Origin of the sequence: Pseudomonas sp. GD03842, from assembly GCF_029841165.1 — a bacterium.
GTDB lineage: Bacteria > Pseudomonadota > Gammaproteobacteria > Pseudomonadales > Pseudomonadaceae > Aquipseudomonas.
The window spans coordinates 141,197-167,755 of record NZ_JAOCEA010000009.1 but is presented as its reverse complement, the minus strand read 5'-3'; the positions used below and the strand labels follow the sequence as shown (position 1 = coordinate 167,755).

General features: G+C 58.0%; 27 protein-coding genes, 1 tRNA gene and 2 pseudogenes. 6 read left to right on the top strand and 24 right to left on the bottom strand.

The features are described from left to right. Window positions 1–4 precede the first annotated feature (4 nt). Window positions 5–478, top strand: a complete 474-nt coding sequence (locus N5D61_RS14890) for a peroxiredoxin (RefSeq protein ID WP_279893367.1) — start codon at window positions 5–7, stop codon at window positions 476–478. 122 nt (window positions 479–600) lie between these two features. Here the strand turns inward: N5D61_RS14890 and N5D61_RS14885 are convergent, their stop codons facing one another. Both N5D61_RS14885 and N5D61_RS14880 read right to left on the bottom strand, forming a co-directional pair. Further along, window positions 601–1,671 (bottom strand): AI-2E family transporter, encoded by a 1,071-nt coding sequence (locus N5D61_RS14885; RefSeq protein WP_279893366.1) that lies wholly within the window; start codon window positions 1,669–1,671, stop codon window positions 601–603. Between the two features lie 47 nt (window positions 1,672–1,718). Further along, window positions 1,719–1,970, bottom strand: a complete 252-nt coding sequence (locus N5D61_RS14880; protein WP_108236029.1) for a sulfurtransferase TusA family protein — start codon at window positions 1,968–1,970, stop codon at window positions 1,719–1,721. Window positions 1,971–2,120: 150 nt separating this feature from the next. On the opposite strand from N5D61_RS14880, the gene N5D61_RS14875 reads away from it, so the two are divergent. Beyond that, window positions 2,121–3,554, top strand: coding sequence for a M48 family metalloprotease (locus tag N5D61_RS14875; RefSeq protein WP_108235666.1), 1,434 nt, complete (start codon window positions 2,121–2,123; stop codon window positions 3,552–3,554). A 94-nt stretch (window positions 3,555–3,648) separates the two neighbouring features. Here N5D61_RS14875 and nadA read toward each other — a convergent pair whose 3' ends face one another. Further along, window positions 3,649–4,707, bottom strand: coding sequence for a quinolinate synthase NadA (gene nadA / locus N5D61_RS14870; protein WP_108235667.1), 1,059 nt, complete (start codon window positions 4,705–4,707; stop codon window positions 3,649–3,651). A 232-nt stretch (window positions 4,708–4,939) separates the two neighbouring features. Beyond that, window positions 4,940–5,605 (bottom strand): class I SAM-dependent methyltransferase, encoded by a 666-nt coding sequence (locus N5D61_RS14865; RefSeq protein ID WP_108235668.1) that lies wholly within the window; start codon window positions 5,603–5,605, stop codon window positions 4,940–4,942. A 93-nt stretch (window positions 5,606–5,698) separates the two neighbouring features. Between N5D61_RS14865 and N5D61_RS14860 the strand changes: the two genes are divergently transcribed. Then, entirely contained in the window at window positions 5,699–6,349 is a 651-nt protein-coding gene (locus N5D61_RS14860) for a TetR family transcriptional regulator (RefSeq protein ID WP_108235669.1), read from the top strand. Window positions 6,350–6,391: 42 nt separating this feature from the next. On the opposite strand, the gene N5D61_RS14855 is transcribed toward N5D61_RS14860, so the two are convergent. The 18 genes from N5D61_RS14855 to N5D61_RS14770 all read right to left on the bottom strand — a co-directional run bounded on the left by N5D61_RS14855 (window position 6,392) and on the right by N5D61_RS14770 (window position 22,435). Next, window positions 6,392–8,446 carry a TonB-dependent siderophore receptor gene (locus N5D61_RS14855; protein ID WP_279893365.1) on the bottom strand — a complete coding sequence of 685 codons (2,055 nt, stop codon included), beginning with the start codon at window positions 8,444–8,446 and terminating at the stop codon, window positions 6,392–6,394. Between the two features lie 288 nt (window positions 8,447–8,734). Further along, window positions 8,735–8,810: transfer RNA gene (locus N5D61_RS14850), tRNA-Lys, on the bottom strand. Window positions 8,811–8,873: 63 nt separating this feature from the next. Then, complete coding sequence (queC, locus tag N5D61_RS14845) at window positions 8,874–9,548, bottom strand: 7-cyano-7-deazaguanine synthase QueC (RefSeq protein ID WP_177410977.1); 675 nt, start codon at window positions 9,546–9,548, stop codon at window positions 8,874–8,876. Window positions 9,549–9,564: 16 nt separating this feature from the next. Then, the gene (gene queE / locus N5D61_RS14840) at window positions 9,565–10,212 is read right to left on the bottom strand and encodes a 7-carboxy-7-deazaguanine synthase QueE (RefSeq protein WP_279893364.1); all 648 of its coding nucleotides are present in this window, start codon (window positions 10,210–10,212) and stop codon (window positions 9,565–9,567) included. Between the two features lie 179 nt (window positions 10,213–10,391). Then, window positions 10,392–11,213 carry a tol-pal system protein YbgF gene (gene ybgF, locus N5D61_RS14835; RefSeq protein WP_108235674.1) on the bottom strand — a complete coding sequence of 274 codons (822 nt, stop codon included), beginning with the start codon at window positions 11,211–11,213 and terminating at the stop codon, window positions 10,392–10,394. A gap of 6 nt (window positions 11,214–11,219) precedes the next feature. Continuing rightward, window positions 11,220–11,720, bottom strand: coding sequence for a peptidoglycan-associated lipoprotein Pal (gene pal, locus N5D61_RS14830; protein WP_108235675.1), 501 nt, complete (start codon window positions 11,718–11,720; stop codon window positions 11,220–11,222). 52 nt (window positions 11,721–11,772) lie between these two features. Then, window positions 11,773–13,074 (bottom strand): Tol-Pal system beta propeller repeat protein TolB, encoded by a 1,302-nt coding sequence (tolB, locus tag N5D61_RS14825; RefSeq protein WP_279893363.1) that lies wholly within the window; start codon window positions 13,072–13,074, stop codon window positions 11,773–11,775. After that, entirely contained in the window at window positions 13,071–14,141 is a 1,071-nt protein-coding gene (tolA, locus tag N5D61_RS14820; protein ID WP_279893362.1) for a cell envelope integrity protein TolA, read from the bottom strand. The genes tolB and tolA overlap by 4 nt, the downstream gene beginning before the upstream one ends. After that, complete coding sequence (tolR, locus tag N5D61_RS14815; protein ID WP_177410983.1) at window positions 14,141–14,596, bottom strand: protein TolR; 456 nt, start codon at window positions 14,594–14,596, stop codon at window positions 14,141–14,143. The genes tolA and tolR overlap by 1 nt, the downstream gene beginning before the upstream one ends. Window positions 14,597–14,619: 23 nt before the next feature. Next, complete coding sequence (gene tolQ, locus N5D61_RS14810; RefSeq protein ID WP_108235679.1) at window positions 14,620–15,315, bottom strand: protein TolQ; 696 nt, start codon at window positions 15,313–15,315, stop codon at window positions 14,620–14,622. Beyond that, on the bottom strand, window positions 15,305–15,775 hold the full coding sequence (gene ybgC, locus N5D61_RS14805) for a tol-pal system-associated acyl-CoA thioesterase (RefSeq protein WP_108235680.1): 471 nt from the start codon (window positions 15,773–15,775) through the stop codon (window positions 15,305–15,307). Before ybgC ends, tolQ begins: the two co-directional genes overlap by 11 nt. 138 nt (window positions 15,776–15,913) lie before the next feature. After that, on the bottom strand, window positions 15,914–16,969 hold the full coding sequence (gene ruvB, locus N5D61_RS14800) for a Holliday junction branch migration DNA helicase RuvB (RefSeq protein WP_108235681.1): 1,056 nt from the start codon (window positions 16,967–16,969) through the stop codon (window positions 15,914–15,916). Then, window positions 16,970–17,578, bottom strand: a complete 609-nt coding sequence (gene ruvA, locus N5D61_RS14795; protein ID WP_108235682.1) for a Holliday junction branch migration protein RuvA — start codon at window positions 17,576–17,578, stop codon at window positions 16,970–16,972. It abuts the gene before it with no gap. Window positions 17,579–17,692: 114 nt separating this feature from the next. Then, the gene (ruvC, locus tag N5D61_RS14790; protein WP_108235683.1) at window positions 17,693–18,217 is read right to left on the bottom strand and encodes a crossover junction endodeoxyribonuclease RuvC; all 525 of its coding nucleotides are present in this window, start codon (window positions 18,215–18,217) and stop codon (window positions 17,693–17,695) included. Between the two features lie 125 nt (window positions 18,218–18,342). Further along, window positions 18,343–19,089, bottom strand: a complete 747-nt coding sequence (locus tag N5D61_RS14785; protein WP_108235684.1) for a YebC/PmpR family DNA-binding transcriptional regulator — start codon at window positions 19,087–19,089, stop codon at window positions 18,343–18,345. Window positions 19,090–19,220: 131 nt separating this feature from the next. Next, window positions 19,221–20,996 (bottom strand): aspartate--tRNA ligase, encoded by a 1,776-nt coding sequence (gene aspS / locus N5D61_RS14780; RefSeq protein WP_279893406.1) that lies wholly within the window; start codon window positions 20,994–20,996, stop codon window positions 19,221–19,223. Window positions 20,997–21,270: 274 nt separating this feature from the next. Further along, window positions 21,271–21,612: a ribbon-helix-helix domain-containing protein gene (locus N5D61_RS14775; RefSeq protein WP_108235686.1), complete on the bottom strand. Its 342-nt coding sequence runs from the start codon at window positions 21,610–21,612 to the stop codon at window positions 21,271–21,273. A 349-nt stretch (window positions 21,613–21,961) separates the two neighbouring features. After that, window positions 21,962–22,435: a DNA starvation/stationary phase protection protein gene (locus N5D61_RS14770; RefSeq protein ID WP_279893361.1), complete on the bottom strand. Its 474-nt coding sequence runs from the start codon at window positions 22,433–22,435 to the stop codon at window positions 21,962–21,964. Window positions 22,436–22,866: 431 nt separating this feature from the next. Here N5D61_RS14770 and N5D61_RS14765 point away from each other — a divergent pair. Together N5D61_RS14765 and N5D61_RS14760 are read left to right on the top strand one after the other, a co-directional pair. Beyond that, window positions 22,867–23,142, top strand: a pseudogene (locus N5D61_RS14765) (cold shock domain-containing protein membrane protein); the annotation flags it as partial. Between the two features lie 117 nt (window positions 23,143–23,259). After that, window positions 23,260–23,472 (top strand): annotated as a pseudogene (locus N5D61_RS14760) (cold-shock protein); the annotation flags it as partial. Window positions 23,473–23,517: 45 nt separating this feature from the next. Here the strand turns inward: N5D61_RS14760 and N5D61_RS14755 are convergent. After that, a complete protein-coding gene (locus tag N5D61_RS14755; protein WP_108235690.1) occupies window positions 23,518–23,727 on the bottom strand; it encodes a SlyX family protein in 210 nt (69 codons plus the stop codon). Then, window positions 23,724–24,155 (bottom strand): HIT domain-containing protein, encoded by a 432-nt coding sequence (locus tag N5D61_RS14750; RefSeq protein ID WP_279893360.1) that lies wholly within the window; start codon window positions 24,153–24,155, stop codon window positions 23,724–23,726. The genes N5D61_RS14755 and N5D61_RS14750 overlap by 4 nt, the downstream gene beginning before the upstream one ends. A gap of 1,011 nt (window positions 24,156–25,166) precedes the next feature. On the opposite strand from N5D61_RS14750, the gene N5D61_RS14745 reads away from it, so the two are divergent. Continuing rightward, window positions 25,167–26,489 (top strand): OprD family porin, encoded by a 1,323-nt coding sequence (locus N5D61_RS14745; protein WP_108235692.1) that lies wholly within the window; start codon window positions 25,167–25,169, stop codon window positions 26,487–26,489. The last annotated feature ends 70 nt before the right edge of the window (window positions 26,490–26,559 follow it).

The following is a 26,559-nucleotide window of genomic DNA, read 5'->3' as shown; positions in this document are numbered from 1 at the left end:
ACCTATGGCAGTCGAACTGGATACACCCGTTCCCGATTTTCAGGTGCAGGCCACCAGCGATCAGGCCGTCAGCCTGTCCGCGTTGAAGGGCCAGCAAGTGGTCATTTATTTCTACCCCAAGGACAGCACTCCCGGGTGCACCACCGAGGGCCAGGGTTTTCGCGATCACTACGATGACTTCAAAGCCGCCAACACCGTTGTGTTCGGCGTGTCTCGCGATGGCATGAAGTCTCACGAGAACTTCAAGGCCAAACAGGCCTTTCCGTTCGAGCTGATCTCGGACAAAGACGAATCCCTGTGCCAGCTGTTCGATGTGATCAAGCTCAAGAAGCTCTACGGGAAAGAATACTTGGGCGTCGATCGCAGCACCTTCCTGATCGACAGTAACGGTGTGCTGCGTCAAGCGTGGCGTGGGGTGAAGGTGCCGGGTCATGTGGACGCGGTGCTGGCAGCGGCTCAGGCACTCAATAAGGCCTGATGCGATACGACCTGTAGCAGCGCGCTTGCCTGCGACCACATTGTGTCAGATACCTTGGAGGTCACCGACACACCGCAATCGCGGGCGAGCAAGCTCCTACAAAAGCAGAACGAGGCATCTGCTTACAACAACGGCGCCACGGTCGGTTCGTTTCGCGGCCAGGCGTCCAACACGGCCTTGCAGAGCGTTGCCAGTGGAATGGCGAAAAAGATCCCCCAGAACCCCCACAACCCGCCGAACAACAGCACCGCGCAGATGATTGCGACAGGGTGCAGGCTCACCGTCTGCGAAAAAAGCAGTGGCACCAACACATTGCCGTCCAGCGTCTGAATGATTCCATAGACCGCCATCAGGTAGATGAACTGGTCGCTCCAGCCCCATTGGAAGAGTGCGATAAAAGCCACAGGCACCGTGACCACGACCGCGCCGACATAAGGCACCACAACGGAAACCCCCACCAACATGGCCAACAATGCCGAATAGTTGAGCCCCATCAACACGAACGCGACGTAGGTGACCGCGCCGCAAATGAAGATTTCGATGACCTTTCCACGAATATAATTGGCGATCTGCCGGTTCATTTCCTCGGCCACACGGGTGATCAGCGTACGCTCTCGCGGCAGGTAGCCTCGCACCCAACGGCCAATCATCCGACGATCCTTGAGGAAAAAGAACACGAGGATGGGCACCAGCACCAGATAGATCATCATGTTGACCAGCAGCGGAAGGCTGGATAGGGAAAAGGTCAGCGCCCATTGGCCGAACTTTCCGATTTCGCCCCGTGCTGCTTCGATCGCCTGCAGCACTTGCTCATCGGACACCAGATGCGGGTAGCGCTCCGGCAGCAGCAACAGCAATGACTGCCACTTGGCCAACATCCCGGGAAGCTCATTGAACAGCGTGATCATCTGATGCCAGAGCAAAGGCACCAGGACCAGGAGAAATAACGCCAGCGCCCCCACGAACAGCGCAAACACTATCCCGACCGCGGCCCCTTCGGGGACACGAAAGCGTTCCAGTTGCGCGACCATCCCCTGCATCAGAAAAGCCAGTACCAAACCTGCCAACACCGGCGCCAGCATGCCGCCCAATGTCAGGACGATCGTGAACGCCAGCACCAACAATACCGCCAGCACCACCGCTTCTTCATCCGAGAAATAGCGCTGCATCCAGTTGCGAAGCACTTTGAACATCAGGGGTCCTTGGAGCGAGGAAATAAAAAGCTAAGGAATCAGCACCGTCACGCTTTGCGTAACCAGTAGCGGTAAATGCCATTGTCCACTTCTTCGTGCAACAGCGCGTGGCCGGACAGTTTGGCGAAAGTGCGAAAGTCCCGCTGGGAACCGGCATCGGTCGCCGTCACTTTGAGGACCCCGCCACTGGCCAGGCGATTGAGTTCCATCTTCGCCTTGAGTAGGGGCAACGGGCAGTTCAAGCCCGTGGCATCCACTTCGGCATCGCAAACGGCGGGCAACTGTACAGCGTCAGACATCATTTCTCTCCGGGCAGACACATCCATCTGCAGAGAATCTGCAAATACGATGATGAAAAACAGGCTCATACGCCAGCAAGAATACCCCACTCTGGTCAGCAAGCCATTGAGGCGGCTACAGTAAGGACTTTCTGTCCTAGAGTTTCGTGCATGGATTTTTTGCGCCCCACACTGCTGACGCTCGCCTGCCTGATGGCCACGCCGACCTTCGCAGATGACCTGCCGTCCCTGGGCGACGCCAGTTCCTCCATCGTTTCGCCGCAACAGGAGCACGACCTGGGCCGCGCGTGGCTGGGTCTGCTGCGATCGCAAGTGGCGCAGTTGTCCGATCCGCAACTCAAGGATTTTGTCGAAACCTCGGTGTACCGCCTGGCGGAGACCAGCCAGGTCCAGGATCGCCGTCTTGAATTCATTCTGATCAATACGCCCGAAATCAACGCCTTCGCAGCCCCCGGCGGAATTATCGGGGTCAACGGCGGCTTGTTCCTGCACGCGGAAACCGAAGGTGAATACGCTGCGGTACTGGCTCACGAACTGGCCCACTTGTCGCAGCGCCACTTTGCCCGCGGGGTCCAGGCCCAGCAACGGATGCAGGTGCCGGTGATGGCAGCGATGCTGGCCGGTATCGTGATGGCAGCGGCCGGCGCTGGCGACGCCGGGATTGCCGCCATCGCCGGAACACAGGCGGCGGCCATTCAGGAACAGGCGCGTTTCTCGCGGCAAAACGAAGCGGAAGCCGACCGCATCGGCATTCTCAACCTGGAAAAAGCCGGTTACGACCCGCGCAACATGCCTACCATGTTCGAACGCCTGGCCCGTCAGTACCGTTACGACGCCAAGCCGCCGGAATTCCTGATGAGTCACCCGGTCACCGAGTCGCGTATCGCCGATACCCGTAACCGTGCCGAACAGGCCAAACCGGGGGGCAAGGAAGACAGCCTGGCTTATCAACTGATGCGCTCACGGGTGATCCTGATTTATGAAGAAACCCCAGGCGTTGCGGCCAAACGGTTCCGCGCTCAATTGGCCGAGAACCCGAAAAACGATGCCGCTCGCTACGGCCTGGCATTGGCCCAGACCAAAGCGGGGCAATTGAACGAGGCACGGGATTCGCTCAAACCGCTGCTGGACAAGGCGCCCGACAACATCACGTACAACCTGGCGATGATCAATCTGGACATCACCAACAACCGCTTTCCCGATGCGCAACAGCGGGTCGACCGCATGCTGGATCTGTACCCGGACAATTACCCGCTCAACCAGGCGAAGGTCGATGTCCTGCTCAAACAGTCCAAGGCGCCAGAAGCGCTCAAGGCATTGGAAACCCTGCTCAAGAGCCGCTCCGACGATCCGGACGTCTGGAATCAGGTCGCCGATGCCCGCGGCCTTTCCGGCAACACCATTGGTTCACATCAGGCTCGCGCCGAGTACTTTGCACTGATGGGGGATTTCAAGCAGGCAATCCAGCAATTGGAATTCGCCAAGCGGCGTGCGAACAACAACTTCCAGCTGGCGTCCCGGATCGATGCGCGACAGCAGGAAATCATTGCCCAGGAACGGGCAGTCAAAGACATGATGAACTAGCTCAGGCCTACGCGTCCTCGAGCCGCAGGCTGGACGAGAGGCGTCTTGATGCGGCGTCCTCTCGCAGCGAGTCGTCAAATGCCTGAGGTGGCTCTCAGGCGTTGCCGGAAAGCTTCAACCGCGCCGCCTGAGTGAAATCCAGCATCCGCTGCAACGGCCGCACCGCGTGGGGAATGATCGCCGGGTCGACGAAGATTTCATTGGTCCCTTCCCGCAGGCATTGCAGTGTACGGGCCAACGTGTTCATCGCCATCCACGGACAATGCGCGCAACTGCGGCATGCCGCGCCGTTACCGGCGGTTGGGGCCTCGATGAAGACCTTGTCCGGACACAATTGCTGCATCTTGTAGAAAATGCCGCGGTCGGTCGCCACGATGAAGGTTGAATTCGGCAGTGTCTGCGCCGCTTTGATCAACTGACTGGTGGAGCCCACTGCATCGGCCAAATCAATCACCGATTCCGGCGATTCAGGGTGGACCAGAATCGCAGCGTCCGGGTACAGCGCCTTCATGTCCTCCAGTTGCCGGGATTTGAACTCCTCGTGAACGATGCACGCGCCATCCCACAACAGCATGTCGGCACCTGTTTCACGTTGAATGTAGCGGCCCAGATGCCTGTCCGGCGCCCAAATGATTTTCTCGCCGTTGTCCATCAGGCTCTCGACGATTTCCAGCGCGCAGCTTGAGGTGACCACCCAGTCGGCGCGGGCTTTGACGGCCGCGGAGGTGTTGGCGTAGACGACCACGGTCCGCTCGGGATGCTTGTCACAGAAGGCAGAAAACTCGTCGACACCGCAGCCTAGATCCAACGAACAGGTCGCTTCGAGGGTCGGCATGAGAACGCGCTTTTCGGGGGTCAGGATCTTTGCCGTTTCGCCCATGAAACGAACGCCGGCCACCAGAACCGTGCTGGCAGGATGGTTCTTGCCGAAACGGGCCATTTCCAGCGAATCGGACACACAACCGCCGGTCTCTTCGGCCAGGGCCTGAATGACTGGATCGCAATAATAGTGTGCAACCAACACGGCGTCCTGAGCCTTGAGCTCCGCAGCGATCAAGCGACGGTACTCGGCTTCTTCTCCCGGTGTCAGCGCCTTGGGCTGCTTGGCGTCGAGGTGCGCCTGTACCAATAGGCGTTCGGAAATCTGTGTCATGTTCGCAGGACCTGAATGCGCGTGAGCGCGAGCGTCGAGTTTACACCTGTACAACAGGCAACGAGTGAGCGGGAAACCCTCACGGTCATGAAGTTTCCCGCCGGGTGCACGCATCGTTGTGCATGCATCGATACGATCTCGCCGCGCTTGCCCGCTGAAACAGCCTGCAGCGCGAAGCGGCGGCGAATGTATCACGTTACCCGTTGAGCGTTCACTTAACGGCCTGAGCGCCTCAGCCCAGGCGCATCGACAGTTCGACCTCCTCCCCGAAAGGAATCGATAGATACCCGTGCTCGACGGAGCGAACACGTGCCAGGTAATCGGGCGCGTAATCGGCATTGTCGGCGACAATCAAGGCGCCCGGCCGCAGGCGACTCTCTACAAGAGCGAGAATTTCCGGATACAGCGCCTTGGCGCCATCAAGCAGAACAAGGTCGATGGACGCTGGCAGGTCCTGGCCCAACGTCTTGAGCGCATCCCCCTCGCGAATCTCCACAAGATCAAGCAAGCCACCGGCAAGCAGGTTGTCCCTCGCCTGCGCAACCTTCGACGACTCGAACTCACTGGTAATCAGAACACCCCCGCCGTTGTCCCGCAGCGCAGCGGCCAAGTGCAAGGTCGAGATGCCGAACGAGGTGCCGAATTCAACTACGGTGCGCGCTTTGCAACTGCGCGCCAACATGTACAACAACGCCCCCGTTTCGCGGGACACGGCCAGTGGAAAGTCCTTCAGGCGACCGTAGAAGTCCCGATAATCCGTCTTGCTGCGCATGAGGCGCCCCAAATCCTCCTGGGTGAAATCGGACAGCTGAGGACTGGTCATCGGCGACTGTTCAGCCGCGTCTTGGAATAGACGCTCAAGGAGCGAAGCAACCGGGGTAGATGTCAGGGTATTCATAAAGGGCTCCGAGTTTGAACGGTGCGCAATTCGCAACGCCGGATTAGAATGCGACGAATCCCTCACATTTAATAATCGCATTCCGCAGCCGCTATGAACGACGCCCGCAACCCCGCGATTTCCCTGCGAAAAAGACCCAAACAGGCACGCTCCGAAGCGTCGATCGGGGTGATTCTCGAAGCGGCTACTCAGGTTTTGGCCAAAGAAGGCGCCCGCCGTTTTACGACAGCGCGCGTGGCAGAAAAGGCCGGCGTCAGCATCGGATCGCTTTACCAGTACTTCCCGAACAAGGCCGCGATCCTCTTCCGCTTGCAGAGCGACGAATGGCAACAGACGTTCGACATGCTCAACAGCTTGCTCGGCGACACATCGGTGCCTCCCCTCCAACGCTTGCGTCAATTCGTGCACGCGTTTATCCGCTCGGAATGCGAGGAAGCCGACATGCGCACCGCCCTTGACGACGCGGCGCCCCTGTATCGCCATGCGCCGGAAGCGCGGGCGATCAAAGAACAGGGAGAAGCGGCGATCCGCTCATTTATCCGAGAAACGCTGCCCGATACGGACGACGCCGTGCGAATTAGAGCAGCGGATCTGCTGACCGGTACGTTCACCACCGTCGGCAAAGCGTTTTCCCAGACGCCCCGCACTCCCACCGAGGTCGAGGCGTATTCGGATGCCATGGCGGACATGTTCTGTGCCTATCTGGAGCGGCTGGCTCAAGATAGGCGTCAGAGCAGCCCTTAGCGGGCGGGGGGTTTCCGTTGCCCCCTTGGGCGCCGATCAGAATCAGTATTTCCAGGTCACCGAGGCGGTGAGATTTCGCGGCGCGCCATAACTGCCGGTCGTCACGTTGTCGTACAGCGACAGCACGTATTTACGATCGGTGACATTGTTCAGGTTGAGCGCCGTGCTCCAATTGCTGTCGATGTCGTAGCTGGTCATGAGGTCGACGAGCCCATAAGCGTTCTGCCGGATCGCGCTGGTGTTGTCATTTTCTTCAGCGCTCTGCCAACTGACGCGGGCACCGAGCTTCATCTGGGGCACACTGGGCAGGCGATAGGTGGCCATACCGCGGAAACTGTGGGTCGGTACGTATTTACGAGCGCGTTCGCCATCGTCATTGTCGATACGCACATAGGTGTAGCCAGCGAGCAGGTCCAGGCCATCGACCACCTCGCCTGAGGCTTGGAGCTCTACGCCATGGCTCTTGAAATCGTTAGGCGTGTAGACGTTCTGAACGCCGTTGTACCCCGCATACACCGCCACATTGCGTTGCTCGGTCTTGAACACCGCGGCCGTCAGGTGCAGGCGTTCGTCCATGACGCTGCCTTTGAGGCCGACCTCCATGCTCTTGCCTTCCAGCGGCGCGAGTAACCCGCCGTCTACGCCGACGTTGTACTGCGGGTTGTAAATCTTGGTCCAACTGCCATACACGCTCCACGCCTTGCTGAGGTCGTAGACCAGACCGGTATAGGGCGCGACTTTGCCGTGGGCCCGCGTGTAACGCTCAGACCCATAGTTTTCGCCTCTGCTGTCGGCGCTGAGCATCCGGGCACCGGCGATCCAGTGAAGGTCGTCGGTCAGGCTGAAGCGGGAGCCGGCGAAAACGCTTTTCTGGGTGTCCTGGAAGTTTTGCGAAAGGCCATCGCTGGTGGCCACAAAGGAAGGCATAGGGGTAACGCCCGCCAGAATGCCCGAAAACGAGGTATCGAAAGCGCTGAAGTGCTCGAGATCCTCATCGTACTCATGACCTTTCTGGTGCGTCCGCCCATAGGCGGCGCCAAAGGTCAGTTGATGTTCACGACCGAACAAGGTGAAGGGGCCCTGCACTTTCGCCTCGCCCAGTAACTGATGCGCCTCGCTGCGGGTGTGGTTGGCGTAGGCCAGTGCATCGTCGCCCGTGACAGACCCTACATACAGCATGTTGGTGTTCTGCTTCTCTTGCACGCCGGTCGCGGTCAGAGTGGCATTCCAGTTATTACCGAAGTCGTGCTTGAGCTCGACGAACGTGCGCTGTGTGTGCAAGTTCCAGTAGGTCCAGGGCTGGCCGATGCTGTTGCTGCGACCACTGTAATGGATGGGGTCTCCATTACTGTCCACCAGCGGCAAGTTGCCCCACGAGCTGCCGTTGGAGTCGCTGTTGTGCTGGGAGACGCCCACAGTCACCGTATCAGCGTCCGTTATGTCGAACGCCAGCAATCCCGCCACGACATTTCGCTCATGGCTGTAGCGGTCCATCCACGAATTGCCTTTGTCATGGGAATAGATGAAGCGGCCTCGCACGTTACCCGTGTCGGTCAGCGGGCCAGCCACATCGACATCGACGCGGCGGCTGTCCCAAGAACCGACGCTGGTATCGATCTGCGCCTGAAACGTTTCGGTCGGGCGCTTGCGCACGAAATTGACCGTCGCGGAAGGGTTGCCCGCGCCACTCATCAAACCGTTGGCGCCGTGCAGCACATCGACCTGCTCGTATTCGGCCAGATCCTGGTCGCCCACCAGCACCGTGCCCACGAAGGGCATACCCATGCCGTCATATTCGAACGTGTTGATATCAAATCCACGCGAGGTGAACTCGGTCCGATCGGTCTCGCTCTGCTCGACCGTCACCGAAGGCGCGGAACGAAGGGCGTCCTTGATGCCGTTGATTTTGAAATCGTCCAACGCTTGACGCGTGATCGTGGTAACCCCCTGGGGCGTCTGCCTATCGGTGAGCCCCAGCTTGGTCGTGGTGGAAGAGGCCTTCCCTTCATACCCAACACTAACACCGTCCACGTCTTGTGCCTTGCTCTGAATTTCAGTGGCCGGGAGGGTCAGGTCATCAGCGTGGACAGTGGACATGGCGCTGCATGCACCAACCAGAAAACAGCCAAACGAGAAATAACGTTTCAAGGCGGGGGATCCAAATCAAGCAAGAGTGATTCAAAATGTAAATGCGAATCTAACTCATAACACTAATTTGTTTCGACAAATTTTTCACATTCAGCGTTATTTTTCCGCGCCGGTTCAGTGTCGATGGACGTGGCTCGCTTAGCGGATGGACTTTGATGCCGAAGGAGACGCTGCTTTATCGCAGGCGAAAAAAAACCCGAGAATTCACACTTGCGTGGACCTCTCGGGTTTTGAAGATGGTGGGTCGTGTAGGATTCGAACCTACGACCAATTGGTTAAAAGCCAACTGCTCTACCAACTGAGCTAACGACCCGCTTCGTGGTGGCGCGTATATTACTGATTTTTCTCAGTAATTCAACACCCCATCGAAAAAAAATCAAAAATAATGAGTTGGGTCGGGAATGCCCGCGGTTGCGAAGCCTTCGGCGCGCAGGCGGCAGCTATCACATTTGCCGCATGCCCGGCCCTGATCGTCCGCCTGATAGCAGGAAACGGTCAGGCCGTAATCAACGCCGAGACGCGTACCAGCCTTGACGATGTCGGCTTTGCTGAGCATCTGCAGCGGCGCCTGAATGGTGAACCCCTGCCCTTCTACGCCTGCCTTCGTCGCGAGATTGGCCATCCGCTCGAACGACTCGACGAACTCAGGGCGGCAGTCGGGGTAACCGGAATAATCGACGGCGTTGACGCCGATGAAGATGTCACGGGCACCCAGCACCTCGGCCCAGCCCAACGCCAGCGAGAGAAACACGGTGTTACGGGCAGGCACGTAGGTCACGGGAATGCCTTCGCTCGGGGCTTCGGGCACATCGATGGAGCTGTCAGTCAACGCCGAACCGCCGATGCCGTTCAAATTCAAGCCGATCACTTTATGCTCGACCACGCCCAGATCCCTGGCCACACGCTCTGCCGCCTGAAGCTCGGCGCGGTGACGCTGGCCGTAATCGAAGCTCATGGTGTAGCAGGCAAAACCATCAGCCTTGGCCATGGCCACAACCGTTGCTGAATCCAGACCGCCAGACAGCAAAATTACCGCTTTTTTCTCAGTCATCGTTTGTCCACTCATGTCAGCGCCCCGGCTCGTCGTCCCAGAGAATCTTGTGCAACTGGAGCTGCATCCGGACAGGCAGGTTATCGGCCACGATCCAGTCCGCCAGATCTCTGGCCGGCAGGTCATGCGCTACGGGTGAAAAGAGCACCTCACCGGCACGCCGCTCAAGGCCATACTGAATCAGCTTGGAAACCGCCCAGTCGTAATCCTCACGCGAGCAGATCACGAACTTGACCTGATCGTTGGGCGTCAACAGCTCGATGTTTTCGTAGCGGTTGCGTGCCACCTCTTTCGACCCTGGGGTCTTGAGGTCGACGACACGACTGACGCGCGAATCGACCTTTGAAATATCCAGCGCGCCACTGGTCTCGAGAGAGACTTCATAACCGGCATCGCACAGGCGCTCAAGCAGTTTGATCGCATTCGGCTGAGCCAGCGGCTCCCCGCCGGTGACGCAGACGTAACGAGGGCGATAACTGGCCACTTGCTGCATGAGCGAGTCGAGTGATTGAAGGGTGCCACCGCTGAAAGCGTATTCGCTGTCGCAGTAACCACATCGCAGAGGGCAACCAGTGAGGCGCACAAAAACGGTAGGCAAGCCTGCGGTGCGCGTTTCACCCTGCAAAGAGTAGAAAACTTCGGTGATGCGTAATGTGTCTTGCATAAGGGCCACGGGCGTAACGGCTAAACAGGCCATCCGCCTCCGTCAGGCACTTCTGTGCACCCTGCGCTCGCAGAATCCACGGAAGCGTAATCAATACCGGAATTTCGGGTGCGAGATTCTAACGAAAAAAGCCGCGCAACGCGCGGCTTTCTTGAACCGAAGTTCAGCTTGCCCGAAAGTCAGAGACGCTGGAGGTCCCGCTGGGCCAGTTGGGCAGCCGAAGTACCGGGGTACTGTGCCACAACCTGCTGCAGAATGCCCTTGACCTTGTCGGTGTGGCCGAGGCGACGTTCGACATCTGCAAGCTTGTATAGCGAGTCAGGCACTTTGGCGTGCTTGGGATAAAGCTGGCTGACTTTGGCAAACGCCTGACCAGCACCCTGCAGATCACCTTTGGCCAGGTTCACTTCACCCAGCCAATACTGCGCGTTGCCCGCATACTGACTGTTAGGATACTTGCGCAGGAAGGCCGAAAACGCCTGGCTCGCCTTGTCGAAGTCCTTGGCCTTGATCAGGTCGAATGCTGCATCGTAGTACAGCTTTTCCTTCGCCGGATCACCCGGCTCGCTGCTAGCCTGAGGCGCTTGTGCGCCCGCGGGGGCTGCGGGGGTTCCGCCGGCATTCACAGCGCCGTCGGAAGAGGAATTATTGGCAGTTGGTGCGCTGGGTGCGACACCCGCTCCGATACGGGAGTCGAGATCCTTGTAACGATCCAGCGCCTCTTGTTTCATTTGCTGGATATCGTTCTGCTGGACTTCGACAATTCCGCGCAGACGCGAAATTTCATCCTGCATTTGCTGCAACTGCATGAACAGCTGACCTTGCGCCGAAGGCTGGGCCGAAGCCCCGCCTCCGGCGTAGGCGCCCGCCGTACCGTAACCCGATGGCGGATAACTGCTGCCAGCGGAGCCAGAGTTGTCATCGACCACAGGAACCGCACCCATCGCAGTGAAAGGAAGGGTGAGAGCCAAAACGGTTAAAGCACGGCGGCACGTTCGCATGTCAAATTACTTACGCAGTTCGACGCGACGGTTTTGAGCCCAGGATTGCTCGTCGTTGCCGGTAGCAACTGGACGCTCTTCACCGTAGGAAACGACTTCCAGCTGAGCTGGCGATACGCCTTGCAGAACCAGGTAGCGCTGAACGGCTTTCGCACGACGCTCGCCCAGAGCCAGGTTGTACTCGCGGGTACCACGTTCGTCGGTGTTACCTTCCAGAACAACGCGAGCGCCGTTAGCTTTCAGGTCCTTGGCGTGAACGTCCAGAGCGCGCATGGCTTCTGGCTTCAGGTCAGAACTGTCGTATTCGAAGTAGAAAGTGGTGATAGCGCGCAGAGCGGCTTCTTCGCTCAGGGAGCCGTCAACGGCACCGGTGTTTGCGCCGTAACCAGCGTTTGGATCGACAGCAGCGCCTTGACCGGCATTGTCGCCGCCTTTGGAGGAGCAACCTACAGCTACAGCCATGGCCAGAGCCAGCGCAGCAAATTTACCAAACTTCAGCATTTCCATCGTGAAACTCCTAATGAACCCCAGTGTGTTAAGTAAAACGTAAAGCGCCGCGTCAGTTCAGGTAAGGGGACCAGGAAGGTTCTCTGACTTCGCCTTGAGCGGTAGGAAGCGGGAGCCTTACGCGTCCATTGATGGACACGAGCATCAAGACTCCCCGGCCCTGCTGGCGGGTGGCGTAGATTACCATGGTGCCGTTGGGCGCAACAGTAGGCGACTCATCAAGGTTGCTGTCCGTAAGGATTTTTACGCTGCCGCGCTGCAAATCCTGAGCGGCCACCTTGAAGTTGGTGAAACCGTCTTGGCGATGGATCATGACCAATGTCTTTTCATCAGCCGACAACTTCGGGTTGGCGTTGTAGTTGCCGATGAAAGTCACGCGTTCGGCGCCGCCACCATTAACGCTGGTTTTATAGATCTGTGGTTTGCCACCACGATCGGAAGTGAAATAAATGGTCGAACCGTCTTTACCGAAGAATGGCTCGGTATCGATAGACGAATCATTGGTCACGCGCGAAAGCTGACGGGACGCCAGGTTCATCACGTAGATTTCCGGGTTGCCGTCCTTGGACAGAACCATCGCCAGCTTGCTGCCGTCGGGCGACCAGGCAGGCGCGCCGTTCAGGCCCTCGAAGTTGGTGATCTGCTCGCGACGCCCTGTGTCGATGTGCTGGACGAAGATGCGCGGACGCTTCTGCTCGAACGATACGTACGCGATACGTTTGCCGTCCGGGGCAAACCGCGGAGACAGGATCGGCTCGCGGGACTGCAACAACGTGACAGCACGAGCACCGTCGTAATCCGAACGTTGCAAGGTATAGCGGGTGTTGTTGCCGCCAAAGCGTTCGGCGGTGACGTAGAGCATGCGCGTAGAGAACGCCCCCTTGATACCGGTCAGCTTTTCGAATGACTGGTCAGAGATGTAGTGCGCCATGTCACGCAACTGGTCGGTCGTGCCCGAGACGTTTCCGGTCAACACCTGCTGCTCGGTCGCGACGTTGAACAGCGCGTACTGAACCTGTAGACGTCCGCCTGACGGCACGATATTGCCGACCATCACGTATTGGGCGCCCAGCGCCTTCCAGTCACGGAAAATGACTTCGCTGGCCTGGCTCGGCTGGCTGATCATGTTTTCCTTGGGAATCGGCGAGTAGTACCCAGAATTCAGCAGGTCGCTGCTGATGATCTGAGCCATGTCCTCAGGCAAGACGCTACCGCCCTGCAAACCGAACGGCACGACAGCAATGGGCGTGGCGCGGTCGCTGCCACTGGTGACCAGAATGTTCTTTTCGTCGGCAGCGGCGAAACCCGCTGCACAACATAGAACGACAAGCAATCCTCGAAGAAGGTTAATCACAAGGCTAGATCCTCAGGTGTGAATGTCATCTTGAATGACCGGTAAGGTGCGAAATCCGAAGGTTTCAGCCCCTGCATCTCTGTCAAACGACCAATGTTCTTGACCGCCGCGACAGCCGAGCTGTCGAACGGACCGTCCCCACTGGATTTGGCCACACTCACCGAAGTGATGGTGCCATCTGGCAACATGGCGATCTGCAACACAACCGTCATACCCTTGCGTGCCGAAGGTGGACGAGCCCAGCCTTCCGCAGCGCGAGAGCGAATCAGGTCGTCGAAGTTACCCGCCGTCTCGTCACCCCGCTCATCGGCCAGCGCCTGCTGGCGTTCCGGCTTGTCAGAGAGCAAATCGGCCAGCGCCTGGGCTTTCTTCTCTTCCGCTGACTTACGGGCTGCGTCCTGGGCTTTCTTCTTCGCATCGTCAGCCGCTTTTTTCTTGGCGTCTTCAGCCGCTTTCTTTTTCGCGTCTTCGGCGGCCTTTTTCTTCGCGTCTTCCGCAGCCTGCTTCTTGGCATCCTCCGCGGCCTGCTTCTTGGCCTCTTCGGCAGCCGCACGCTTGGCGTCTTCCTCGGCCTTTTTCTTGGCGTCGTCTTCGGCTTTTTTCTTGGCTATGTCCGCGAGTTGCTTCTCTTCGGCGGCCTTTTTTGCATCTTCCACTTTCTTGGCTTCAGCTTTTTTCGCCTCATCGGCCTTTTTGGCCTCCTCGGCTTTCTTTGCTTCCTCAGCCTTCTGTTCTTCGGCCTTTTGAGCGGCATCGGCTTTCTTTTGTTCCGCCGCCTTGATGGCCTCTTGCTCGACTTTCTTTTGCTCCATCTGCTCGACCTCTGTCTGTCGTGCAGCGGACTTTTTCGCCTCGCCGGCAAGCTTCTGGTTGGTCTGGGTCGTTGCCTGGCTTTTCGACTTCAACTGATAAAGCGTGGCCTGAACGATCGGCCTGGCTTCCGGCAGCTCCGGCGTCATCGCGAAGCTGACGAACAGCAGACCAAAAATCAGGACGTGCAATGCCACAGCCCAGACCGAGGGCCAGAAGTAGCTTTCCGAGGCTGACGGCTCTCGAATCGGCTGCATCAGGGCGCCTCGGTAATCAGACCAACGTTCCCGACTCCGGCTTTCTGCAACCCGCCCATCGTGCCCATCACGGCACCGTAGTCCACGGATTTGTCGCCTCGAATGAACACCTGAGTCTGTTTGCCGGCGTCACGCCCCGCCGCGATAATCTTGGTCACGGCGCTGGTCAGTTGCGGCAAGGTCATGGCCTTGTCCATCTGTTTGTCGGTATCGACCTCGCTGCCAAGGTTCCAGTAATAGGTCTTGTCAGCCTTGATCGAAATGGTCAGGACCTGGTTGTTGTTGTCCTGCGGCAACGCCTCACTGGAGACTTTGGGCAGGTCGACTTTCACGCCCTGGTTAATCATTGGCGCCGTCACCATAAAGATGACCAGCAGCACCAGCATCACGTCGATGTAAGGCACCACGTTCATTTCGGCGACCGGCTTGCGTTTGCTGCGTCGGCCGCGAGCGATTAAAGCCATTGGGAAATACCTGCTCAGTCTTCGCTGGTGTGCACTTTACGGTGCAGAATGGCCTGGAATTCGTCGGCGAAGGTGTAGTAGCGGCCAATCAGAATCTCGCCACGGGCAGAGAAACGGTTGTAGGCCACTACGGCCGGAATCGCAGCGAACAGGCCGATGGCGGTCGCGATCAGCGCTTCGGCAATACCCGGAGCGACAGTGGCGAGCGTGGCTTGCTGGGCCGTTGCCAGGCCGCGGAAGGAGTTCATGATCCCCCAGACGGTACCGAACAGACCGACATAGGGACTGGTGGAGCCGACGGTCGCGAGGAACGGCAGACTCTGCTCGAGCTTTTCTTCTTCGCGAGAAATGGCAACGCGCATGGCACGGGCCACACCTTCCATGACCGCATCCGGATCAACGCCCGGTTGCTGGCGCAGACGAGAAAATTCCTTGAAGCCGGCGCGGAAGATCTGCTCGACGCCAGAATCCGGGTCCGGGTTGCTACCGGCCTGACGGTAAAGCTTGGACAGGTCGATACCCGACCAGAAACGCTCTTCGAAGCTGTCCAGCGCGCGGCGCCCGGCACGCAGCATCGCGCTGCGCTGAAAGATCATGATCCACGATGTGACCGATGCGGCCACCAGGATCAGCATCACCAACTGAACCACCACGCTGGCATTGCTGACCAAACTCCACATGGAGGTATGGTCGACGACGTTAGCTTCCACGCTGTATCTCCTGCTCTGAATGTGTACCCGCGCCGCTCTGACCGGCAAAGGCCGCGCGCAGAGTTTCGGGAATGGCCCGGGGTTTGAAACTGTCGGCGCGTACACACGCCACCAAAAACCGCCCTTCGCAGAGCAGTACATTATCCACAGCCCGCCTGACACATTGCTGAAAGCGCAGGCTGGCGCGGTTCAATTCGATCACTTCGGCGCTGATCAGCAGTTCGTCGTCCAGCCGGGCGGGCGAGTGGTAACGTGCCTCACTGGAATGCACGACGAACAACAGGTTCTCGTCGTCGGCCATCGCGGATTGGGCAAAGCCCAGCTCCCGTAACCGTTCGGTTCGAGCCCGTTCCATGAATTTCAGGTAATTGACGTAGTAGACGACGCCGCCGGCATCGGTGTCTTCGTAATAAACGCGACAGCGATGTGCGAACGGCTGGGCCCCGTTTTGCGCGCGCATACTCTAGTGCTTACTCCTCAGGTTGCCAATCCGGCCAGGCAACTGTTTTTTATCGATTTCATGACGCTGGGCAATGTGACACTGCCTCGACTGCCCGTCAGACCATCAAACGCACGAATTGATCGGTCAATCGCCTGCTTATTCATCGAAATCATCGGTCTGCTCATCGGACTGCGGTCGTTCCCCCATCCGGGACGGTATGTTCAGACCGAAATGCAGATAGGCATGCCGGGTGACCATGCGCCCACGGGGGGTGCGCATCATGTAACCCTGCTGGATCAAGTAGGGCTCCAAGACATCCTCAATGGTATGCCGCTCCTCACTGATGGCCGCTGCGAGGTTATCCACGCCCACCGGGCCGCCATCGAACTTCTCGATCATGGTCAACAGCAGGCGGCGGTCCTGATGATCGAAACCCCGCTCGTCGACGTCCAGCAGGTTCAATGCCATGTCGGCAATGGCCTTGGTGATCTGCCCCTTGCCCCGTACTTCCGCGAAATCACGAACGCGACGCAACAGGCGGTTGGCAATGCGCGGCGTGCCCCGGGCGCGACGGGCGATCTCGAAGGCGCCCGCGTCTTCGATTGGCAATCCAAGAATACCCGCCGAACGCGACACGATGGTGGCCAAGTCTGCCGTGCTGTAGAACTCAAGTCGTTGAACGATGCCGAAGCGGTCGCGCAGTGGATTGGTGAGCATGCCAGCGCGCGTGGTGGCGCCCACCAGCGTGAAAGGCGGCAGGTCCAGCTTGATGGAGCGCGCCGCTGGGCCTTCGCCGATCATGATGTCGAGCTGGAAGTCTTCCATCGCTGGATACAGCACCTCTTCGACGATCGGAGAAAGGCGGTGGATCTCGTCGATGAACAACACGTCATGGGGTTCGAGGTTGGTCAGAATGGCTGCCAGATCCCCGGGGCGCTCGAGCACCGGACCGGATGTACTTTTGATCGAGACCGACATCTCCTGCGCGATGATGTTCGCCAGCGTAGTCTTGCCCAGGCCGGGCGGGCCGAAGATCAAAGTGTGGTCCAGCGCTTCGCTGCGCCCGCGCGCCGCTTGGATGAACAGCTCCATCTGCTCGCGCACTGTCGGCTGGCCGATGTAGTCGGCCAGACTCAGCGGGCGGATCGCCCGGTCCAGTTGTTCGTCACGATCGCGCCCGGTGGCGGCGATCAAGCGGTCGGCTTCGATCACTTACAGCATCCCCTTTAGCGCGCGACGAATCAGGTCTTCACTGCTCAGATTTTTGTCTTTGATGGCAGTCACGGCCTTGCTGGCCTCTTGAGGCTTGTAACCCAGAGAGATCAGCGCGCTGACCGCATCGGATTCCGCAGTAGCCACTGGCACCGGCGCGCCGGGCCCTTCTGACACCAACGCAAAGGTGCCCGGCAGCGCGTCCCAGGCCTTGAAGCGATCCTTGAGCTCAACTAGCAAGCGCTCTGCCGTCTTTTTGCCTACGCCTGGCACGCGGGTCAGCGCCGAAGTGTCTTGAGCCTGAACGCAACGCACCAGTTCGTCGACTTCAAGCGTGGACATCAGCGCCAGCGCCAGCTTGGGTCCGACCCCGTTGAGACGAATAAGCTCTCGAAACATTTCGCGATCACGCTTTTCGTAGAAACCGAACAGCAGATGCGCGTCTTCGCGAACGACCAGATGGGTATGCAGGGTCACCGTTTCGCCCACGTGGGGCAGACGATACAGGGTCGTCATCGGGACTTCGACCTCATAGCCGACTCCGTTGACATCGAGCACCAGATGCGGCGGCTGCTTCTCTGCCAGCGCACCGCGCAAACGTCCAATCACGTGTCCAATCCTTTCCAGTCATTCATCGCTGTTCGGGGGCTAGGTCAAAACCTGCCGCCATGTTTGCAGGCCTCATGAGGCCTGCAAGTGAAAATGTATAAGCGGATGATGCCATCAGAGCCGCAACCGCCCACCGCGACTGCGCGCCGCGTTCAACCCATGTGGAATCAGACTGGAACGGGTGTGAGCATGGCACAAAGCAATCGCCAGCGCGTCCGATGCGTCAATCTGAGGCTTCTGGGTGAGCTTGAGCAGGTGCATGACCATCATCATGACCTGATCCTTGTTCGCCCCCCCTGTCCCTGCGACGGCCTGCTTGACCTGTGTGGCAGTGTATTCGGCAATTTCCAGGGACTCCTCGGCTGCCGCCACGATCGCCGCCCCCCTCGCCTGGCCAAGCTTGAGTGCAGAATCCGCGTTGCGCGCCATGAATACCCGCTCGATGCCCATCGTGACGGGCCCGTACGTCTGAATCACTTCTCGCACGCCTCGATACACGATCTGCAAGCGCTCGTGCAACAGACCGCTGCCAGTGCGGATACATCCCGACGCCACGTACTCGCAACCTCGACCCGTTTCGCGTACCACGCCGAAGCCGGTGACACGGGAACCGGGGTCAATACCTAAAATAAGAGTCATAACGCCTGCAGGTCGAAAGGGCCAAGCACCATTGAAGGCAGCATAAAGGCAGAAGCCGGAGGCCGATAGCGCTGATCGTATCAGCGCTTCGAGCCTCCGGCCTCTGGTCCGGAATCGTCGGCCGATCAGCCAAGCTGCTCCATGACTTCATCCGGGATCTCAGCGTTCGAGTAAACGTTCTGCACGTCGTCCAGATCCTCCAGCATGTCGATCAGCTTGAGGACCTTCTCTGCTGTTTCCAGATCCAGCACGGCACTGGTAGTAGGCTGCATCACGATCTCGGCATCCGCCGCCTTGTAGCCCGAAGCCTCCAGCGCATTGCGGACGGCGTAGAAATTCGCGAAAGACGTAAAGACATCGATCGAGCCATCGTCGTGAGTCACGACGTCATCGGCATCGGCTTCCATGGCGGCTTCCAGCAACCCATCTTCATCCACACCTGGCGCGAAGGAAATCTGGCCCTTGCGCTCGAACAGGTAGGATACAGAGCCGTCGGTACCCAGATTGCCACCGCATTTGCTGAAGGCATGACGAACCGCCGCTGCGGTGCGATTACGATTGTCGGTCATGGTTTCGACCATGATTGCCACCCCACCGGGGCCGTAACCTTCGTAACCCAGCTCCACCATATCGTCGGCATCGGCCGCACCCGCGCCACGCGCAATGGCCCGATCGATGATGTCGCGACTCATGTTGGCGCCCAGCGCTTTGTCCTGGGCCAACCTCAGACGCGGGTTGGACGCCGGATCACCTCCACCCTGACGAGCAGCGACCGTCAGCTCACGAATCCATTTGGTGAAAATCTTGCCCTTCTTGGCATCCTGACGCTCTTTGCGATGCTTGATGTTCGCCCACTTGGAATGACCAGCCATAACACGCTCCAAACCTTGAAACACGCACGCGCCGCTCGATGACGAACGGCAGCGTTTCACTCTAATTCTTGCCCTGGGCGGGCGGAGAAAACGAGACGAATCCCTTCGGATCCGCCCCATTTCCAGACGGCTTACTCGGCCTTGGGCGTTTCGCGCAGACGGATATGCAGCTCACGCAGTGCCTTGGCGTCGACCACGCCCGGTGCCTGGGTCATCACGTCCGCAGCGCTCTGGGTTTTCGGGAAGGCAATGACTTCACGGATCGACTGCGCACCGGTTATCAACATGACCAGGCGATCGAGCCCGAATGCGAGACCGCCGTGCGGTGGAGCACCGTACTTGAGCGCATCCAGCAGGAAGCCGAACTTCTCCTGCTGTTCGTCTTCGGCGATCCCCAGCAACCGGAACACGGCCTGCTGCATTTCCTTGCGATGAATACGGATCGAGCCGCCACCCAATTCAGTTCCGTTCAGAACCATGTCATAAGCACGGGACAGTGCAATGGCAGGGTTGGCTTCCAGCTCTTCCGGTGTGCACTTCGGCGCCGTGAACGGATGGTGCAGCGCCGTGAAGCTGCCGTCCTCGTTCTCTTCGAACATCGGGAAATCCACGACCCACATAGGCGCCCACTCGCAGGTGAGCAGATTGAAGTCGTGCCCCAGCTTGATACGCAGCGCACCCAACGCTTCGCTGACGATCTTGAACTTGTCGGCACCGAAGAACACGATGTCGCCGTCCACCGCCCCGACGCGATCGAGGATCACGTTCAGGTTGGCTTCCGGAATGTTCTTGACGATAGGCGACTGCAGACCCTCGGTACCTTTGGCGCGCTCATTGACCTTGATGTAGGCCAGGCCCTTGGCACCGTAGATACCAACGAACTTGGTGTAGTCGTCGATCTTGCTGCGCGGCATGCTCGCACCACCGGGGACGCGCAGCGCCGTCACACGGCATTTCGGGTCATTGGCCGGGCCGCTGAACACCTTGAACTCGACGTCCTTGAGCTGATCGGCGACGTCCACCAGTTCCAGCGGGTTGCGCAGGTCTGGCTTGTCGGAGCCGTAGCGGCGCATAGCCTCTTCGAACGTCATGTGCGGGAAGTCACCAAACTCAAGGTCCAGGACTTCCTTGAACAGCTTGCGAATCATGTCCTCGGTGAGGCCCATGATGTCTTTTTCGTCGAGGAAACTGGTTTCGATGTCGATCTGAGTGAACTCAGGCTGACGGTCGGCGCGCAGGTCTTCGTCGCGAAAGCATTTGGCGATCTGGTAGTAGCGGTCGAACCCAGCCACCATCAGCAGTTGCTTGAACAACTGAGGTGATTGCGGCAGTGCGAAGAAGCTGCCCGCGTGAGTGCGGCTGGGCACCAGATAATCACGGGCACCTTCCGGGGTGGCGCGAGTCAGGATCGGCGTTTCGACATCCAGGAAGCCGTTGCCATCCAGGAAGCCACGAATGCTGGACGTGATCCGCGAGCGCAGGCGCAGCTTCTCAGCCATTTCCGGACGACGCAGGTCGATGAAGCGATAACGCAGACGGGTTTCCTCGCCCACATCGGAATATTCGTTCAACGGGAATGGCGGAGTTTCCGACTCGTTCAGCACTTCCAGCTCATAACCCAACACCTCGATAGCACCGGAGGCCATGTTCGGGTTGACGGCGCCAGCCGGACGCGCGCGCACCTTGCCGGTCAATTTGACGACGTACTCGCTGCGGACGCGGTCAGCGATGGCGAAGGTGTCTGCGCGATCCGGATCGAAGACCACTTGAGCCAGCCCTTCACGATCGCGGATGTCGAGGAAAATCACTCCCCCGTGGTCACGGCGGCGGTGAACCCAGCCGCAAAGGGTAATTTCCTGGCCTTCCAGGCTCTCGTTCAATTGGCCGCAATAATGGCTGCGCATCATGATCCTGTATTCACTTCTCGTCATTCGGAATTCGGTGGAGCTCTCGCCCGTCGCCAATGCGCAATGGTGCAGGAGCCTTGGCATGGAGATCAACCTGAGGGTCAACCCTGCCTTCCAGAGTAGGCGGGGGATTATATAGGGTTAATCAACACTGTGCAGCCGCGCTGGCTGCTCAGTGCAGGAAGCCATCCGCTGTGAGGTTCGAGACCCGCAGACGGCTACCTCGGTGAACGGCCCCGTTAGCGACGAGACCGCAGGAATGAGTGCCTTGAGATCAGGCTGGTGCAAGCTGAAAACCTTCTGGAGTCAACAAATGGGTGACGCATACGACGCGGACCAGACCGCTGAAGTTTTTCACACCGCCATAGTGTAAATGCACCTCTCTGTCGACGTAGGACAGAACCGCATTGATCGAACAATCGTTGCTACTCGCTATTTCGGACAAAATGTTCCAGTACACCTCCTCCAGACGCAGACAGGTCGCCAGCCCGTTTAGCCTGACCGAGCGCGACTGAGGCTGCGCGAGATCCATATTGAAGGTTTCGACGAACGACTCGCTGTGAACCTTCGGACATCGCTGGACATCTCCCGCCTCCCGTGCGGCATCTTGACTCATGAAGACCTCCTGAATACTTGCTGAAAACTGACGTTAGAAATATTTGAAACCAAATAAATGACACGCCTATCAAGCCCTATTAACACGGGCCATTCCAGCAGAAGCAGCACCCGCAAGATGTAGGAGATCACCACAGGCCCGAGGTGAAATTCGAGAGTAAGAATGTGAACCATGTAATTCACGGAGTGGGTGTTACATATGTATTTTTGTCGAGGGTTAATTACCTTACTAATAGAACCGATACAGACTGAAGGGTCATTAACTTTAACGTTTCAGCATTCGGCACAATAACGCGTCGTCTTTTCAGGAATAAAAAAACGGGCGCTTTCAAGGCGCCCGTCTGTGGAGATTACCGACGTTCCAGCATCGAGCGGAGCATCCACGCCGTCTTTTCATGCACTTGCATGCGCTGGGTGAGCAAGTCGGCGGTCGGCTCATCACTGACCTTGTCCAGCAGTGGGAAAATCCCACGAGCGGTCCGCGTCACGGCTTCCTGGCCGCTGACCAGGGAACGGATCATGTCTTCGGCGGCGGGCACGCCCTCCTCCTCTTTGATCGAAGACAGACGGGCGTAGGTCGCATAGGTGCCGGGGGCGGGGAAGCCCAGCGCGCGGATGCGCTCGGCGATCAGGTCGACGGCCAGCGCCAGTTCGTTGTATTGCTCTTCGAACATCAGGTGCAGCGTGCGAAACATCGGACCGGTGACGTTCCAGTGAAAATTGTGGGTTTTCAGGTACAGCACATAAGTGTCCGCCAACAGACGCGACAGCCCGTCCACAATGGACTTGCGATCTTCTTCGCTGATACCGATATCGATAGACATTTTTCGCCCTCTTCATAGGATGATGTTCAAACCACTGCGACCCACTCTATCAAGACACGAAGAGGGTCGCAGCTTTCTCTACGTTGGATGATTTCAGGCAACCGGCCTCGGCTGCTTGCCCGCTGCCCTTCGCGACTGACTGCCAGGCGAGTTCGAACGGGGGACGGCGTGAGCCGCTCTGGAATGCAGGTTCGCCAACGAAGCGAATTTCCAGGCAAAACGCGACCATCTGCTGACATCCGGACCGTTAAGCGCTTGATTTGAGTAGCCCTGCGCTTTGCGGTTAAATACAGACGTGTCGTGACGGGCAGATCAAAGCACGTCACGCATAGGCTGAATCGAAGCGCGTTTCTTAATGCCTTGCTTCTTTAGAAGCGTACCGCGCGTCGCCAGCTATTTCCTAGTGATCCATCTTAATGTGAGTCATCGAAATGTTGAAAATAGTCCACCTGCTAACGGGCGCAGCCGCCCTGTTGCTTTCATTCATCCCCGCCCTGCGTAGCGAAGCCTTGTCTTCCTACCTGTCCCAACCGGATGCGCTTTATCTGGCGCTGTTCGGCCTGATCAACCTCATCGTCGCCCCCGTCATTCCGTACTGGAACAAAGGTCCACGGCATCAGTTGCAAAATCTGGTCAGCGCTCTTCTGGTTTTGGCAGTCGTGATGCAAGTCCTGACACTGCTCGTGCCTTTCGAAACCATTGCCGGGCAGCCAGCGGTTTTGGTCAGCCTGTTGGTTCTGCTGGTTGCCGTTGCCATCCATCTTGGCGTGAGTTTCTACAAGTCTTCGCCGTCGCCCGTCGCGCAGCAACACGAGCCAGGTCAGCGCGATACCGGCACCGTCAAGTGGTTCAATACCTCCAAAGGCTTCGGCTTCATCTCTCGGGATTCTGGGGACGATATCTTCGTGCATTTCCGCGCGATTCGCGGAGAGGGCCACCGCGTTCTGGTCGAAGGCCAGCGTGTGGAGTTCTCCGTAATGAACCGGGATAAAGGCCTGCAAGCCGAAGATGTGATTGCTGCACTTCCACGCCGATAAATTGCACTGCAAAACCGCGCGATCACGCGCGGTTTTTTTACGCCTTCAATAATGAGGAGGCGGCGCGTCGCTCTCGACGGCTTCGAATTGACCACCCATCTCTTCCTGACGCTTGATCAGTGCGGCCATCTGCAACTGCATGCGCTCGAGCAGGCGTTGCTGAGCGACCAATACGTCGTTGAGAGCCTGGATCGTGTCATCCTGAAACGCCTGGCGACTTTCCAAATCGACCACACGTTCCTCCAAGGTGCTCATGCGATCACCTCGGAAAATCCCGGTTCATGGGTCAGTATCGACCTCACTCGCCCCAAAACGTCGCTTGCTTGCGCCTGGGTGTAGGGCACCGACGGGTGCCTGCCCCACACCGGCGCCGGCCACGCAGCGTCTTCCTTTTGACGAGCGATGACGTGCATGTGCAGTTGACTTACCACATTGCCTAACGCCGCGACATTCATCTTGTCGGCATTGAACAAAGACTGGACCGTTTTCGACAATAACGTGGTTTCTTTCCACAGCTGGAGCTGATCCGCTTCGGACAGCTCAAACACTTCGCTGATACCCGCACGGCGAGGCACCAGTATAAACCAGGGATACTGGGCATCGTTCGACAACAGCAAACGGCTCAGTGGGAAGTCGCCAACGGGCAGAGTGTCCTGCAACAAACGTTGATCCAATACGAACACACCGTCACTCCTGATAGCCGGGTTGAGTTTCGTCGCCTGATGGCGGACGTAATGCTTCTCTGTGCAAAACAGAATACGCCCGAATGCGGGGCGAATCACGCGGGCGCTCGATCACGCAGCAAAATGCAGAACCGGTGTTGCCGCAGATACAGCATCGGCGCAACGCACCGAAGCGCAACCTGTTGTTGCTCGCAGCAGTAGAGAGACGCACCGCAATGAGGCAGACCCACCACTGAAACGCATGTCCTCAGGCACCACGGCTTGCACGGAACAACCCTTTATAAACAACGGGTTGGTCGGGCTTACTGGCCAAGCGGTCTGACCGCAGAGTCAGGCGCCCCTGCCTTTACGGGACGAGCGTACCGATTTCAAGCAAACGCTCCCCAAAATGCACCAATTCGACTCACTCCAACGGCTGGTACACGTCGTTTTATCCGCCTTCTACCCACTTTCCTTCAGCCAACGGTAACGCCAGTGACATTTTGCGGCGCTACCCTTACGGATGACTTCGAGCGGAGGGTTTTTCTGAAAAATTTTTTTACGTTTAGAATCATAGGTTTGCGAAATATTTCAGAAGGCGAACCACGCATTTCAACAATTTTTTCACCTGACCGGGAACTTTGTGCACGCTTGTTGCTTTATCACCCACAAGGCAAAGCGAACTGGGCTCACCCTCGTTCAACGGCCAAGAGAAAATGGCGAACATGCTTCAGGGGGCATTCGCCCGGGTGGATGCAGGTCACTGCGGACACGTGTCACCCGGATCGGACTGTGCTGCGGTAGTTGTACGTCTAGAACTAAGGAGCTGTTCAATAGCGACATGGACAGAGCAATTTTGCGACAACGTCGTTGCGACAACGTCGTAAAGAAATTGAAAGGATAGGGTTGTAACTATCGCCAATAATGTCTGCGTGCTATAAGTTTCGCCGACACCAAAAAGAAAGAGCCGCCCAGATAAAAAAACAGGTGGACGGCAGTACTCTTCTTAAAAACCAAAGGAGCAAAGTCACGATGAGAGTGATGAAGTGGAGCGCAATCGCACTGGCAGTTACTGCGGCCAGCACCCAATTGGCATCGGCCGCGGCATTCGTAAGCGACCAGTCCGAAGCCACTGGTTTTGTTGAAGGTAGCAAGCTGGACGTTAAGGCTCGTAACTACTATTTCAACCGTGACCGCAAAAACGGTGGCGTTGATTCCAAAGACTGGACTCAAGGTTTCTGGGGCAACTACAGCTCTGGCTACACCCAAGGCCTGATCGGTGTAGGCATCGACGCCTTCGGTTATGCAGGCTTCAAACTTGACGGTCAGAATCACTACTCCGGTTCTGGCAACTTGTCGACCGACAGCAATGGCGACAACCATGACAGCTTTGGCAAAGCCGGTGGAGCGGTCAAGTTCCGGGTTTCGAAAACCGAGCTGAAAATCGGTGACATGCAACCTCAAAACCCTGTTTTTGCTGTCGGCGGTTCCCGTCTGTTGCCACAAACGGCAACCGGCGTCACCTTGCAGAGCAGCGAAATCAAAGGCCTGGACCTGGAAGCAGGTCGCTTCACTTCGGGCACTAGCCAGGATGAAACCAACCGCGATGGTGATATCTGGGCTACCTACGCGGGCGTGACCTCCAAGTCGTCTACTTACGGCGGCGGTAAATACTCCATCACTGACAACCTGGGCGTTGGTTTCTATTACAACAAACTGGAAGATGTGTGGAACCAATACTACGGCAACGTGAACTACGCACTGCCGCTGACCGATGACCAGTCGCTGGCCTTCGACGTCAACTACTACAACACCCAAGACACTGGTAGCAAGAAAGCAGGTGACATCAGCAACAACACCTACTCGCTTTCCGCTGCCTATTCGTTCCTGGCTGCACACACGCTGACCGTCGCGTTCCAGAAGGTCAACGGTGACACGCCATTCGACTACATCGGTATCGGCGATAACAACCGCGGCGGTGACTCGATCTTCCTGGCTAACTCCATCCAGTACTCCGACTTCAACGGCCCTGGCGAAAAATCCTGGCAGGCACGTTACGATCTGAACATGGCACCCTACGGCGTACCGGGCCTGAGCTTCATGACCCGTTACATCAGCGGTACCGATATCGATGGTACCCACACGCCTTCCAACAGTACCTACACCGGACTGTACGGTGCTGACGGTAGCCACCACGAGACCAACCTTGAAGCCAAATACGTCGTTCAGACCGGTCCTGCAAAAGACCTGTCGTTCCGTATTCGTCAAGCCTGGCACCGTGCCAACACCGATCAGGGTGAAGGCGATATCAACGAGTTCCGTTTGATTGTCGACTACCCGATTTCGGTTCTGTAATCGAACGATCTGACGTTCGTCGTATAAAAGCCCGGCCTCGCGCCGGGCTTTTTCATTTACACGGTTTGCC

What these genes read in the sequence shown, in the direction of transcription:
- aspS (WP_279893406.1), bottom strand. Translation starts at nt 20,996, where the DNA reads ATGATGCGCAGCCATTATTGCGGCCAATTGAACGAGAGCCTGGAAGGC.
- pal (WP_108235675.1), bottom strand. Translation starts at nt 11,720, where the DNA reads ATGGAAATGCTGAAGTTTGGTAAATTTGCTGCGCTGGCTCTGGCCATG.
- nadA (WP_108235667.1), bottom strand. Translation starts at nt 4,707, where the DNA reads ATGACACAGATTTCCGAACGCCTATTGGTACAGGCGCACCTCGACGCC.
- N5D61_RS14855 (WP_279893365.1), bottom strand. Translation starts at nt 8,446, where the DNA reads ATGTCCACTGTCCACGCTGATGACCTGACCCTCCCGGCCACTGAAATT.
- N5D61_RS14775 (WP_108235686.1), bottom strand. Translation starts at nt 21,612, where the DNA reads ATGAGTCAAGATGCCGCACGGGAGGCGGGAGATGTCCAGCGATGTCCG.
- N5D61_RS14745 (WP_108235692.1), top strand. Translation starts at nt 25,167, where the DNA reads ATGAGAGTGATGAAGTGGAGCGCAATCGCACTGGCAGTTACTGCGGCC.
- N5D61_RS14875 (WP_108235666.1), top strand. Translation starts at nt 2,121, where the DNA reads ATGGATTTTTTGCGCCCCACACTGCTGACGCTCGCCTGCCTGATGGCC.
- N5D61_RS14885 (WP_279893366.1), bottom strand. Translation starts at nt 1,671, where the DNA reads ATGTTCAAAGTGCTTCGCAACTGGATGCAGCGCTATTTCTCGGATGAA.
- N5D61_RS14880 (WP_108236029.1), bottom strand. Translation starts at nt 1,970, where the DNA reads ATGTCTGACGCTGTACAGTTGCCCGCCGTTTGCGATGCCGAAGTGGAT.
- N5D61_RS14770 (WP_279893361.1), bottom strand. Translation starts at nt 22,435, where the DNA reads ATGTCTATCGATATCGGTATCAGCGAAGAAGATCGCAAGTCCATTGTG.
- ruvC (WP_108235683.1), bottom strand. Translation starts at nt 18,217, where the DNA reads ATGACTCTTATTTTAGGTATTGACCCCGGTTCCCGTGTCACCGGCTTC.
- tolA (WP_279893362.1), bottom strand. Translation starts at nt 14,141, where the DNA reads ATGCAGCCGATTCGAGAGCCGTCAGCCTCGGAAAGCTACTTCTGGCCC.
- ybgF (WP_108235674.1), bottom strand. Translation starts at nt 11,213, where the DNA reads ATGCGAACGTGCCGCCGTGCTTTAACCGTTTTGGCTCTCACCCTTCCT.
- N5D61_RS14755 (WP_108235690.1), bottom strand. Translation starts at nt 23,727, where the DNA reads ATGAGCACCTTGGAGGAACGTGTGGTCGATTTGGAAAGTCGCCAGGCG.
- queE (WP_279893364.1), bottom strand. Translation starts at nt 10,212, where the DNA reads ATGCAAGACACATTACGCATCACCGAAGTTTTCTACTCTTTGCAGGGT.
- N5D61_RS14865 (WP_108235668.1), bottom strand. Translation starts at nt 5,605, where the DNA reads ATGAATACCCTGACATCTACCCCGGTTGCTTCGCTCCTTGAGCGTCTA.
- queC (WP_177410977.1), bottom strand. Translation starts at nt 9,548, where the DNA reads ATGACTGAGAAAAAAGCGGTAATTTTGCTGTCTGGCGGTCTGGATTCA.
- N5D61_RS14890 (WP_279893367.1), top strand. Translation starts at nt 5, where the DNA reads ATGGCAGTCGAACTGGATACACCCGTTCCCGATTTTCAGGTGCAGGCC.
- ybgC (WP_108235680.1), bottom strand. Translation starts at nt 15,775, where the DNA reads ATGCGCGCGCAAAACGGGGCCCAGCCGTTCGCACATCGCTGTCGCGTT.
- N5D61_RS14860 (WP_108235669.1), top strand. Translation starts at nt 5,699, where the DNA reads ATGAACGACGCCCGCAACCCCGCGATTTCCCTGCGAAAAAGACCCAAA.
- N5D61_RS14785 (WP_108235684.1), bottom strand. Translation starts at nt 19,089, where the DNA reads ATGGCTGGTCATTCCAAGTGGGCGAACATCAAGCATCGCAAAGAGCGT.